11 protein-coding genes are annotated in these 12,438 nt (G+C 60.4%); 2 read left to right on the plus strand and 9 right to left on the minus strand.

Going from position 1 to position 12,438, the window contains the following annotated elements; translation table 11 throughout:
- Positions 1 to 172: 172 nt before the first annotated feature.
- From PZN02_RS02685 to PZN02_RS02705, 5 genes are all read right to left on the minus strand, one after another.
- Positions 173 to 1,261: an ABC transporter ATP-binding protein gene (locus tag PZN02_RS02685; RefSeq protein ID WP_280661364.1), complete on the minus strand. Its 1,089-nt coding sequence runs from the start codon at positions 1,259 to 1,261 to the stop codon at positions 173 to 175.
- Between the two features lie 74 nt (positions 1,262 to 1,335).
- Positions 1,336 to 2,991: a beta-galactosidase BglA gene (gene bglA / locus PZN02_RS02690; RefSeq protein WP_280660095.1), complete on the minus strand. Its 1,656-nt coding sequence runs from the start codon at positions 2,989 to 2,991 to the stop codon at positions 1,336 to 1,338.
- 30 nt (positions 2,992 to 3,021) lie between these two features.
- Entirely contained in the window at positions 3,022 to 4,167 is a 1,146-nt protein-coding gene (locus PZN02_RS02695) for a carbohydrate ABC transporter permease (RefSeq protein ID WP_280660096.1), read from the minus strand.
- A gap of 1 nt (position 4,168) precedes the next feature.
- Entirely contained in the window at positions 4,169 to 5,179 is a 1,011-nt protein-coding gene (locus PZN02_RS02700) for a carbohydrate ABC transporter permease (protein WP_280660097.1), read from the minus strand.
- A gap of 261 nt (positions 5,180 to 5,440) precedes the next feature.
- Complete coding sequence (locus PZN02_RS02705) at positions 5,441 to 6,799, minus strand: ABC transporter substrate-binding protein (RefSeq protein ID WP_280660098.1); 1,359 nt, start codon at positions 6,797 to 6,799, stop codon at positions 5,441 to 5,443.
- A 289-nt stretch (positions 6,800 to 7,088) separates the two neighbouring features.
- Between PZN02_RS02705 and PZN02_RS02710 the strand changes: the two genes are divergently transcribed.
- Positions 7,089 to 8,120 (plus strand): substrate-binding domain-containing protein, encoded by a 1,032-nt coding sequence (locus PZN02_RS02710; RefSeq protein WP_280660099.1) that lies wholly within the window; start codon positions 7,089 to 7,091, stop codon positions 8,118 to 8,120.
- 90 nt (positions 8,121 to 8,210) lie between these two features.
- On the opposite strand, the gene folD is transcribed toward PZN02_RS02710, so the two are convergent.
- Together folD and PZN02_RS02720 are read right to left on the minus strand one after the other, a co-directional pair.
- Positions 8,211 to 9,110, minus strand: coding sequence for a bifunctional methylenetetrahydrofolate dehydrogenase/methenyltetrahydrofolate cyclohydrolase FolD (folD, locus tag PZN02_RS02715; RefSeq protein ID WP_280660100.1), 900 nt, complete (start codon positions 9,108 to 9,110; stop codon positions 8,211 to 8,213).
- A 263-nt stretch (positions 9,111 to 9,373) separates the two neighbouring features.
- Positions 9,374 to 10,048 (minus strand): WecB/TagA/CpsF family glycosyltransferase, encoded by a 675-nt coding sequence (locus tag PZN02_RS02720; RefSeq protein ID WP_280660101.1) that lies wholly within the window; start codon positions 10,046 to 10,048, stop codon positions 9,374 to 9,376.
- A gap of 281 nt (positions 10,049 to 10,329) precedes the next feature.
- Between PZN02_RS02720 and PZN02_RS02725 the strand changes: the two genes are divergently transcribed.
- Positions 10,330 to 11,316, plus strand: a complete 987-nt coding sequence (locus tag PZN02_RS02725; RefSeq protein WP_280660102.1) for a glycosyltransferase — start codon at positions 10,330 to 10,332, stop codon at positions 11,314 to 11,316.
- A 124-nt stretch (positions 11,317 to 11,440) separates the two neighbouring features.
- Here the strand turns inward: PZN02_RS02725 and PZN02_RS02730 are convergent, their stop codons facing one another.
- Together PZN02_RS02730 and PZN02_RS02735 are read right to left on the minus strand one after the other, a co-directional pair.
- The gene (locus PZN02_RS02730; protein ID WP_280660103.1) at positions 11,441 to 12,010 is read right to left on the minus strand and encodes a hypothetical protein; all 570 of its coding nucleotides are present in this window, start codon (positions 12,008 to 12,010) and stop codon (positions 11,441 to 11,443) included.
- On the minus strand, positions 12,010 to 12,378 hold the full coding sequence (locus PZN02_RS02735) for a hypothetical protein (protein WP_280660104.1): 369 nt from the start codon (positions 12,376 to 12,378) through the stop codon (positions 12,010 to 12,012). The genes PZN02_RS02730 and PZN02_RS02735 overlap by 1 nt, the downstream gene beginning before the upstream one ends.
- Positions 12,379 to 12,438 lie beyond the last annotated feature (60 nt).

The following is a 12,438-nucleotide window of genomic DNA, read 5'->3' on the forward strand; positions in this document are numbered from 1 at the left end:
GCGCGGCGACGCTAACCCATGAAATTTAACAGAGAGTTTGGCTTGCCAAAGACGTGTGGAAAACCCGCCCGACAACGCCGGACGAGTGCGATATGGTTAAATCCATCTGACTGAAGATGGAGAAGAATGAGCGCGCTATTTCTCCGCCTGCGCCGACTACCGGTGACCCTGACTAGGTGCGATAGCTGCGTCCTTCGGCATCGAAGAGGTGAAGCTTTGCCTTGTCGGCGGTGAAGCGCACCTTGTCTCCGCGGTGGACCTGCGGGATGCCGGGGATCTTCGCGATGAGCGGCTCGTTTTCGACCAGTCCCTCGATGTAGAGCAGCGTCACTTCACCGAGCGCCTCGACGATCGAAACCGTTCCTTCGAACAGGAAGTCTTCGGACTGCGTCGCCTGCAGGTCTTCCGGCCGCACGCCGAAACTCGCCTTCTTTCCTTTCTCGGAAGCGTCCGTGGATATATCGAGCGTCACCGACTTGCCGCCTGCGAGCGTCACGGTCGTCTGCGCGCCGGCGGCCGAGATCGTCGAAGGGATAATATTCATCGCCGGCGAGCCGATGAAGCGGGCGACAAAAAGGTTCGCCGGGCGCTCATAAAGTTCGAGCGGTGCACCGACCTGCTCGATATGGCCAGCAGAAAGCACGACAATGCGATCGGCAAGCGTCATCGCCTCCACCTGGTCATGGGTGACATAGATCATTGTCGTGTCGGCCATCTGCTCGTTGAGCTTGGCGATCTCGATCCGCGTGGCGACGCGCAAGGCAGCATCGAGGTTGGAAAGCGGCTCGTCGAAGAGGAAGACCTTGGGATCTCGGCAGATTGCCCGGCCGATGGCGACCCGCTGACGCTGGCCGCCAGAGAGCGCCTTTGGCAGGCGGTTCAGATATTCGGTGAGTTGGAGGATTTCCGCCGCCGCGCGTACGCGGCGGTCGATCTCCTCCTTCGACTCCTTGGCGATCCGCATGCCGAATGCCATGTTGTCGTAGACCGTCATGTGCGGGTAGAGCGCGTAGGACTGGAACACCATGGCGATGCCGCGTTTCGATGGCGGCACGTCGTTGACCCGGTCGCCGTCGATGAACATGTCGCCGCCGGTTATCTCCTCAAGGCCGGCGATCATCCTGAGCAGCGTCGATTTCCCGCAGCCCGACGGCCCGACAAAGACGATGAACTCGCCCTGCTTGATGTCGAGGTTGATGCCGTGAATGACGTCAACGGCCCCATAGGACTTGCGGATATCTTTAAGCAGCAGGCCTGTCATCGCATCCTCCCCTCTCTGTTTCTCCATGATGCGCTTTCCTCATGCGGACCGGTGTCCACTTCGCTGGAAAACGCTTAGCCGAGACGCGCGAAGAACGCGCCCCAGCCCGGAAGATTAACCTTGTTGTCTTTGATTTCCGAAACGAAACCGTGCCCCTCAAGTGCTTCCAGTCGTTCGCTCGGCAACTCAGCGGTCGCGCGTCCTTCGCTCAAGTTGAATACGCAGAGCAGTTTCTCGTTGGCATAGGTGCGCAGAAAGCCGAGCAGCGGTGCCCGCGTCTCAAAAAACTTGATCTCGCCCTTGGCAAACGCGGGATACGCCTTCCTGAACTTTAGGAAGCGCCGGTAATGCTGCATGATAGAGGCCGGGTCGGCCTCCTGAATGGAAACTGCGTGCGCAAGGTGGGCCTCGGAAACCGGCAGCCATGGCTTGGCGTCGCTGAACCCGCCGTCCGGCATGCTCTCCCAAACCATGGGAGTGCGGCAGCCGTCGCGCCCCTTGAAATCCGGCCAGAACTGGATGCCGTAGGGATCCCGGAGATCCTCATAGGCGAGTTCCGCCTCCGTCAGCCCCAGTTCCTCGCCCTGATACAGGCAAACCGAACCGCGCAACGACATCAAAAGGCTTGCCAGCAACTTGGCGTGAGCGCCGTAATCGCTGACGCCGTAGGCCCAGCGGCTGGCGTGCCGGACGACGTCATGATTGGAGAAGGCCCAGCAGGCCCAGCCTTCGGGCGCCGCCTTCTGGAATTCAAGCAGTACCTCGGCCACGCGGCCGGGCGTCAAGGGATCGGGCGACAGAAACTCGAAAGCATAGCACATGTGCATCTTGTCGCCGCCGGAGGTGTATTCACCGGCGATCTCAAGCCCCCGCTGGCTGTCGCCAACCTCGCCGACGGCGGCAATCGCCGGAAACTCGTCCATCACCGCCCGAAAACGCCTGAGGAACTCGAGGTTTTCCGGCTGGTTCTTGTCGTAAAGGTGTTCCTGATAATTGTACGGATTGACGGCCGGCGCCGTCGAGGCATTGCGCCGCTCCGGCACCAATGCCGGGTTGTCGCGCAATTGCTTGTCGTGGAAATAGAAGTTGATGGTGTCGAGGCGGAAGCCGTCGACGCCGCGCTCGAGCCAGAAGCGTTCGACGGCAAGCAGCGCCTCCTGGACCTCCGGATTGTGCAGGTTGAGGTCCGGCTGCGAGGTCAGAAAGTTGTGCAGGTAATATTGCAGCCGCGTCGGATCCCAAGCCCAGGCCGAGCCGCCGAAGATCGACAGCCAATTGTTGGGCGGGCTTCCGTCGGGCTTGGAATCGGCCCAGACGTACCAGTCCGCCTTGGCGTTGCTACGGCTCGACCGGCTTTCGACGAACCATGGATGACGATCAGACGTGTGCGACAGGACGAGATCGATCATCACCCGCAGGCCGAGTCGGTGCGCCTCGGCGATCAGCGCATCGAAATCCTCGAGTTCGCCGAAGATCGGATCAACATCCCTGTAGTTGGATACGTCATAACCGAAGTCCTTCATCGGCGAGGTGAAGAAGGGCGAAATCCAGATCGCATCGACGCCAAGCGCCGCGACATGCGGCAGCCGGGCCGTGATCCCATTCAGGTCGCCGATGCCATCGCCGTTCGTGTCCTGAAAGGAGCGCGGGTAGATCTGGTAGATCGCAGCCCCACGCCACCAATCCCTGTCCGGCGTAAGAATGGAGCCGGTCGTTTCGGTCTGGTTCATTCGTGTAAAAGGTCCTTGTCCTGAAGTCTGTCAGCCGCCCTTGACCGATCCCGCGAGCAGACCGCGCACGAGATAGCGCTGCAGGGCGAAGAAGACGATCAGAGGAACGACGATGGTAATGAAGGCGGAAGCGGTCAGGATTTCCCAGTTGCCGCCGCGAGAGCCGAGCAGGTTGACCAGCCGCCCCGTCAGCACGAGTTGGTCCTGGCCGGTACCGAGGAAGACGATCGCGACCAGGAGATCGTTCCAGGTCCAGAGGAACTGGAAGATAGCGAAGGATGCGAGCGCCGGGAAAGACAATGGCAGGACGATCTTGACGAAAATGTCAAAATCGCTGGCGCCGTCGACGCGCGCGGATTCCATGATCTCGCGCGGCAGGCCCGCCATGTAGTTGCGCAAGAGATAAATCGCGAGCGGCAGGCCGAAGCCGGTATGGGCAAGCCAGATACCCATATAGGTCTTGGCCGGGACGCCGAAGAATGCGCCGACGCCGTTGTAGAGCTTCAGGAGCGGAATGAGCGACATCTGCAGCGGCACGACCAGCAGCCCGACGACCACGGCGATCAGGATTGCACGCCCGGGAAAGGGCATCCAGGCCAGGGCATAGGCTGCAAAAGCCGCGATCAGAATCGGGATGACCGTCGATGGAACGGCAACCGTTAACGAGTTGATGAAGGACGCACCGATGCCCTCCGCACCGAGCACCTCCTTATAGTTGTCGAGGGTGAAGCGCGGTGGTGCTGCGGCGGTGAAGAAGATGCGCTGGCCGCGCGAGCCTTCCATCCTGGTATCGGAAACGATCTCGAAGCTGCCGTCCGCCTGCACCGTCAGCTTCTCGCCGTCGTTCAGTTCCGCGGTTTCGCCGGCCTTGAACGCCGCCGGTTCGCGGCTGGAGAAGCCGAAGGCCGAAACTTGCCCGGCCCGACCATCAAGAATGTTACCGGAGATGACGAACTTGCCGTCCCGTTCGACCTGGCTGTCGGCCGACGGAGCGCGCGCGACGTCATTGCGCGACGAAGTGGCAAGGGCCGTCCACCATCCGGAAACGGCGAGTTGGTCCTTGTCGCGCAGCGACGAGATCAACAGGCCGGCGGTCGGCATCGTCCAGAGAGCGACGATGAGAAGCACCGAGAGATGGACGACCCACATCAGCGGGGAGCGCGTGGCTGGGTTCATCTCAGTGGCTCCTCATTTCCTTGGCCGCGTTGCGGATGTTCCAGATCATAATCGGGACGACAAGAATCATGATCACCACGGCAATCGACGCGCCGCGGCCGAAGTCCCCGCCGCCGCGGAACATCCAGTCGAACATGAGGTTGGCGAGCACCTGGCTCTGCCATTGCCCGTTCGTCATCGCCAGCACGATGTCGAAAACCTTGAGCACCAGGATGGTGATGGTGGTCCAGACGACGGCGATCGTGCCCCAGATCTGCGGCACCATGATCTTGAAGAAGATCTGCCAGCCGTTGGCGCCGTCGATCACCGCGGCCTCGATGGTCTCCTCCGGGATGCCGCGCAGTGCTGCGGAGAGAATGACCATCGCAAATCCGGTCTGGATCCAGATGAGGATGACCATGAGGAAGAAATTGTTCCAGAAGGGCAGCGTGATCCAGGCCTGCGGCAGGCCGCCGAGGGCGACGACCATGGCATTCAAGAGGCCAATCTGCTCCGCTCCCTCCGCACGGTAGTCATAGATGAACTTCCAGATCACGGCCGCGCCAACGAAGGAGATCGCCATCGGCATGAAGATCAGCGTCTTGGCGATGTTGCCCCACCAGATGCGGTCCGTCAGCGCTGCGATGATGAGCCCGAAGAAGGTCGAGAGTGCCGGAACGACCAGCAGCCAGAGGAAATTGTTGAAGATCGACTGACGGAATTCACCGTCATTGATCATCCAGAAGTAGTTACTGAAGCCGACGAAGTTCACTCCCCCTCGATCATGGAAACTGAAAACGACGGACTGGTACACCGGATAGATGAGATAGATCGTCAGCGCGAACAGTGCGGGCGCCAGAAACAGCCAGGGCCGGATGGCGTTGGTGATGCGCAGGTTGCGGGACGCAGCCTTACCGGAGAGGCCCTTCGATGGGAAAATCCGGTCGAGAATGAAATTGGTGCCCCAGAAATAGGCTGCGCAAGCCAGGACACCGACAATCATCGTCAGAATGGCAGCGAGTAGCTGCTGCATGACACATCCCTCCCCTTAAACGCGCTCCGGAGCAGGATGCTCCAGACGCATCTTGTGATGGCGGCTACCGCTCTTGATTGGGATTACCCCGATTGCTGAGGCAATCCGGAAATGAAGGAGCGGCGGACGATCTACAGCGCCGCGCGTCTGATCAGACTCGCAAAGGTCGCTGTAGAGCTTTGCTGCATGATTTTATCCTTAAATCGATTCCGATTTTAAGGAATCATGCAGTAGGCACCGTCCGCCGTCTTTGTTTTAGTCTTACTTGATGGCGTCCCACGCCTTCTGCACACCGCCTGCGACATCCGCAGACGACTTGCCGCCTACGAAATCGACCATGCCTGTCCAGAAAGCGCCCGCGCCGATCTTGCCCGGCATCAGGTCGGACCCGTCGAAACGGAAGGTCGTGGCGTTGAGAAGGATCTCGCCCTGCTTCTTCAGCGGCGGGTTGCCGTAGGTCTCGACGTTGACGCTCTTGTAGGGCGTCAGGAAGCTCGTCTGGGCCATCCAGACCTCATGCGCAATCGGCGTCTTCAGGAACTCGATGAAGGCGCGTGCAGCCGGCGTATCCTTGGTGATCAACGCAAGCGTACCAGCACCGAGCACCGGATTGCCGAGTTCCTTCTTGCTCTCATAGGGAGGCATGTAGAAGAAATCGGCATCCTCGCCAATCACCGTGCCTTCCGGGAAGAAGGACGGAATGAACGACGCCTGATGGTGCAGGTAGCACTTCGGCGGCGAGGAGAAGAGGCCCTTCGGGCTGTCGCGGAAGTCGGTTGAGGCCACGGCCGCAGCGCCACCATCCACGAACTTGTCGTTGCGCGCGAACCAGCCGAATTCGTCCAATGCGCCGGTGATTGCCGGATCCGTGAAAGGAATCTCGTTCTTGACCCACTTGTCGTAAACATCGGCCGGTTGCGTGCGCAGCATCAGGTCTTCGACCCAGTCGGTCGCCGGCCAGCCGGTCGCGCCGCCCGAACCGAGGCCGATGCACCACGGCTTTTCACCGTCGGCTGCGATCTTCTCGGTCAGTGCCTTCAGCTCTTCCATGGTTTTCGGCACTTCGTAGCCGGCGTCCTCGAAGTTTTCCGGCACGTACCAGACCAGTGACTTCACATCGATCTTGTAGGGGAATGCATAGAGCGCCGACTTGCCGTCCTTGCCGTTGTAGGTGGAGAGATCGACCCAGGATTGACCGGCGGCATAGTTGTCGAGCAACCACTGCTTGGTTTCATCGCCGAGCGGCGTCAGATGGCCCTTCGAGGCAAGGTCGGCGATGAGGCCTGGCTGCGGCAGGATCGCGATATCCGGCGGGCTGCCGGCTTGCGTATCGATGACGATCTGCTGTTCATAGTTTTCGGAGGACGAATATTTGAGGTCAACACCGGTCGCTTCGACAAAGTAAGCATAGACGCTCTTGAAGAGCGCCTCATCCTCGCCGCGCCAGGGGCCGAAGATCGTCAGCGTCTGACCCTTGAGGTCGTGGCCCTTTTTGAACTCCTCGAAGCTCGCCCAGTTGAACTTGGAGTCCTCGCCGGGCTTGAATTTCAGCTCGGCAGCATCGGCAGACCCCACTACCAGGGCGAGCGCAGCCACACCCATCAGGAATGATCTCTTCACGTTATCGTCCTCCCAACATGAACCCGGGCATTGCACCACGGGCGGATCATCAACGCGCAATTCAAAGCGCTTTGAGTCGCTAAGAAATCATCGCGGCAGACGAAGAGTCAAGCGCTTTCCTACCGCTCGTCTCAACGCGACGTGGATACTGCTTTGCATCAACATTTTGCGGCGCGAAAGCGCGGTTTTCCGCTTTTTCCGGTGCGGAACGGGTGATAGAGGACATTGGGGGCGCTGACCGGAACAACCTGCATAAAAAGGGTATCCCAAAGCGCTTTGGGAGGAGGCCATGCCGGTCAAACTTAAGCAGCTAGCCGAGCTGCTCGGCCTGTCGCAGACGACGGTGAGCCGAGCGCTCAACGGCTACCCGGAAGTCAGCGCCAAGACGCGGCAGCGGGTCTTGAAAGCCGTCCGCGAAACCGGTTACAGGCCGAACCGTGCCGCGCAGCGGCTCGCGACGGGCAAGGCCTACTCCATCGGCCTTGTCATGCCGATTGCATCCGGCATCGGATCGGACATTCATTTCGGCGAATTTCTCGGCGGTCTCGCCGAAGAGGCCGTCAAGCATGACTTTCACTTCGTGCTGAACCCGAGCGCGCCCGAAGATGAGGAAGCGACGTTCCGGCGGCTGGCGGCAAGCGGCAATGTCGACGCCGTTTTTCTTGCCCATATGCGCGCCAATGACCCGCGCATCGCCATGCTGAAGTCGCTGTCTATCCCCTTTGTCGTGCATGGCCGATCGATCGGCGGCCCGAAAGACTATCCGTTCGTCGACATAGACAACACCGCCGCCTTCTACGAGGCGACGAGGCTCCTCATCCAGCTCGGCCACCGGCGGGTCGCGCTCATCAACGGACAGGAACATCTGGCCTTCGCCATTCGCCGGAAAAAGGGCGTGACGCGCGCCCTCAAGGAGTGGGGTCTCGACCTCGACGAAACATTGGTCCACCATTCGGTCATGACCGATGAATACGGCTATCGCAGCATGCAGCGCTTCCTGAAGGAGCCGGATCCGCCTACTGCGGTTCTCTGCTCGAGTACGGTCCTGGCACTCGGCGCCGTGCGCGCGATCAATCAAGCCGGCCTCACGGTCGGTACGGATATCTCGATTATCGCTCACGACGATATCTTGCCGATGCTGAAGCCGGAAAATTTCAGCGTGCCGCTGACGACGACGCGCTCGTCGTTGAGAGCCGCCGGCGCACGCGTTGCCAGCCGGCTGATTGGCGGCATCCTGGACCGCGGCACCTACCCGGATCAGGAACTTTGGCACGCAGAACTGATCGTTCGCGCTTCGACTGGACCGGCACCGGGCAAATAGCAATTGAAGTGCGCGACGGCTTTTGCCGTCCGAACGCTTCACGGTTTCAACGAAACGGCGAAACGGGCGGCAGAGAGCCGCCCAACCGTCTTAGAATTTCGGCGTCTTGCGACCGGCCTTGCGGCAGGCGGCAATAATCGTGTTCGCCATCAGCATGGCGATGGTCATCGGCCCGACACCGCCGGGGACGGGCGTGATCACGCTCGCGACCTTCGCGCAATCCTCAAAGGCGACGTCGCCGACGAGCTTCGTCTTGCCCTCACCACGTTCCGGCGCCGGGACGCGATTGATGCCGACGTCGATCACCGTCGCACCGGGCTTCACCCAATCGGCCTTGACCATTTCCGCGCGGCCCACGGCGGCAACCAGAATATCGGCATTGCGGCAAACGGCAGGCAGATCCTTCGTGCGCGAATGCGCCGTCGTTACCGTCGCATTGGCGGCAAGAAGCAGCGCCGCCATCGGCTTGCCGAAGAGGTTCGAGCGGCCGATGACGACGGCGTTAAGTCCGGAAAGATCCTCGCCATGCGTGCGGCGTACGAACACCATGGCCCCGGCGGGCGTGCACGACACGAGCCCACCTTCGAGATCCCCGGTCGCAATCCTGCCCGCATTGACGACGTGCAAACCGTCGACATCCTTCTCAGGGAGGATGGACTGGATGATCGGCTCCGACCGAAGATGCTTCGGCAGTGGCAGTTGCACGAGAATGCCGTGGATAGAGTCGTCCGCGTTGAGTTCGGCGACGAGCGCAGCCAGTTCCTCCTGTGAGGTTTCCTGCGGCAGCGTATGCTGGACCGAAAGGAAGCCGCATTCCTTGGCCATCTTGCTCTTTGCTGACACATAGGTATGGCTAGCCGGATCGTCTCCGACGATCACGACCGCGAGCCCGGCGCGCACGCCGGTTTCCGCCTCCAGCGTCTTTGTGGCGGATTTCACGGTTTCGATGACCGAAGCGGCAACGGCCTTGCCATCAATCACAGTCGTCACAGCGTATCTCCCGGTTTGTCCTTCACGCGGCACACTCTAGTGCGCACGGCATCACGCGATTGCCTGCATGCGCCCTATGCTGTTCCAAACGCATAAATGCAAGAGCCGACGGGGCCGGAACAGCAATCCGGCGAACGAGTGCCGCATTTCCTTGCATAGCTGAAAGATCGGGATCCGCCCCGCTGCATCGTCATGAGGGACCCGACCGCACCGCGAGAGCAGTTTTCGCCGCGGCAGCGACGATCAGCCGGCAATGATCGGGATCATTCGTGCGAGATGAGGCGAGCGCCGCGATACGCCCGTGGATCGAAGTGGTTTGGCGGCCCGGAAGCGTTGGCGAGATCGCGATCACGCTCCATCGGCCTCCACCGAAAGGCGTGGTAGGTGCGCCGCCGTCCGGCCTCGGCCACGAACCGATAGAGCCATTCCAGCCAGCGAAGGAGAACGGGCGCGCGCGAAGATCCCTGCGTGACAAAATCGCAAACGGTGATGACGAGCCGGCCGTGCTCGGGAGCAATATATCGATCGACCCATTTCTCCTGTTTCAAGCTCTGGATCTTCACGAGAAGAATGTCGGGCTGGAGCGCGCGCACTTTATCGAGCGCGTTCGCCTGGTCGGAAAAGCCACCGACAGCGATGAACTGGTGCCAGGGTGCGTGGCTGCGGAAATTCTCGGCAGCGTGTTCCGCAACATGACGGTGCGATCCGACCAGCGCGACACGCATCGGCTTTTCGATATAGGTCAGGAGCGCGGGCACGAAGGCCATCGCATCCCGACTGCTCGGAAACATGCGGTCGGTCACGATCGCATGCCACTTGGGCCGGGAGACGACCGTGTCGGCGAATGCCAAGGCATCGGCCCAACCAAACTCGCGAGGCGGCGCGCTGGAAGTGATCCGCTTGGACGCGGCGACGGCAATGCGCGAAACGACGTTCATCGTGATCCGCCTTCGGTCCTGCTGACCGAATCGGCGCCAGACCATTGCCAAGTGCGCCCTGCCGTATCGATGATCGAGGCGGAACTTGCCCTCGGCGCGATAGAAGAGACCGGTATCGGAAACATGTTGCCACACGGGATGAGAGACTATTTTTTCACTTTAGCCGCTTGCAGTGAAACGGCGTTTAAGGCTCTCATTCAAAAGCCGTTTTCCGGATTCAACATCTGTTTAGGAAGTTTTGCTGTAGTGCCTTCCGGCTATCTATGCGAACGGGTCTCAAGATGACGCCGAACGGTCAGGACATCACCGTCTATTTCCAGACCGAGCGGGAAGATGCGGCGGACATCGAACTTGTGGTCGTCGTGCTGACTTTCCGCCGGCCCGAACACATCGTCAAAACGCTGAAAACCATTGTTTCGCAACGGCCTGATGTGCCTTTGGCGACCGTCGTCGTCGAAAACGACGCGGAGGGGCTGGCTGGCGCCCAGGCGGCGAAAGATTTCTTTCTCGGGCACCCGTCCGATTCCGCAGTTGTCGTCGTTCGCCGCCGCGGACACGCCCATGCGTGCAATGCCGGATGGGCGACGGCGCTCGATCTCTATCCAAACCTCCGCGCGCTCGCCGTCATCTATGACGATGAAGTTGCCGCTCCGGAATGGCTCGATTGCCTCGTTGCCGTCCAGGAAATCCATAGGGCGGATATCGTCGGCGGGCCGCAACTCCCCGTCTTCGAGGATCCGCACGAGCAGAAGTGGAAGCGGCACCCCGTTTTCACGCCTCCTTATAATGAGAGCGGACCGGTACCGACCGTCTATTCGGCAGGCAATGTCCTTATAGCCCGGCCGGTGCTCGACGGGATGGCCCAGCCGTTTCTGGATCCGGCGCTCAATGTCGTCGGCGTCGGCGACGCGGAGTTCTTTGATCGATGCAAGGCGAAGGGGTTCACGTTTGCCTGGGCAACGGAAGCCTGGGTCGCGGAAACGGTTCCAGTTTATCACACGACGAGGTCGTGGATCCGCGCCCGCAGTCTCGAGAACGGCGCGATCTCGGCACTCCTGGAGCATCAGCGCGATCCGACATTCTCCGGTCGGTTGAGAGCGCTCGGTAAATCCCTTGCGCTCATCGCCACCGCTCTGCCGGTCGGTCTCAAGCTTTGGGCGGAGACCGGGCTTGCCGCCGCAAGTCTCTATCCGCTCTATGTCGCGGTCGGCCGGCTGACGGCGAAGATCGGCTCCGCCGACGCGCAAGACCGGACGCCTACTGCATGATTCCTTAAATCGGATTCGATTTACAAGAAATTCAAAGTTCTCCAGCGACCTTTGCGCGTCTGGTTAGACGCGGCGGCGCTGTAACGTCACCTGAATGCCGGCTCGGAAGCGCCGCTACCAGCAATCAATGGCTGCTGGACGTGGCCTTGACGGCACCTTCGGGAATCTTGTCCGCCGCGACGTTCCCGTTCTTGTCGACTACGGGGACCGGCTTTTGATATGGCCTGTTCTGGCTGTTGGCGACGCGCTCGACATCATCCTTGGTGAGATATTCGAGCTGTTCCACCAGAACCTCGGTAATCACCTCGTTGCCGAGCTTCTTGTTCAGCCCATCCTTCACCGCGACCTTAAAGGTCGGCAGATCGAACGATCCGGTGTCGGCGAGATCGACGAATTTCGAGCCGACGAGCATGTCATAAAGCTCGTCCGTCACGACCTGCCGAAGCGGTGCGTGCAGCTTCGCGATGCCTTCCTTGGTGGCCGAAAAGGACAGCTTGGCAAGGAAATATCCCTGCACTGCCCCTTCCTTGATGACCGGGACCGTGATGATTTCCCCCGGTATGTATTCCTCGGATGCGCGTCTGTCCGCGTCGGCCTCCGACATAACAGGCGCGGAAGCGTATTGCATCGAGAAATAGACGGATCCGAGCGTAACCGCGCAGACCCAGACCCCGGTGAGAACGAGCTTCAGCATCAGAAATCGCTATAGCGGAACTGCGCTTCCGTGTAGATGCCATCCGCGTCAGCATCCTGGGCAGCCGTCTTGAGAAGATCGACCACGGAGCGTACCGCCTCCAGGTGCGCCTCGACCTTCTGGGAGTTGATCTGCAGCTTGTTGCGCAAATGGCGCGTCTGCGAAACGAAGGCCGGCGAGATTTCGCCGGGAATGGCATCCCGGTGGAGCATCGTCAGTTCATAGAGGCAGCGGCTCTTGTGCGCGTTCGACGTCTTGATATCGAAATCAGGGTCCACGCCGATCCGGCTGTTCTCGTTGTCGATGATCATTTCCAGGCGGCCGAGAACATTGCGAATTCGTACGTCATTCGATGCCACAGCTTCCATAAACAAACTCCCAAAATAATCTAAAGCGCGATGCAGGCGGAAACCGCCGGAAATGCTCGT

Source organism: Sinorhizobium garamanticum, assembly GCF_029892065.1.
Classification (GTDB): domain Bacteria; phylum Pseudomonadota; class Alphaproteobacteria; order Rhizobiales; family Rhizobiaceae; genus Sinorhizobium; species Sinorhizobium garamanticum.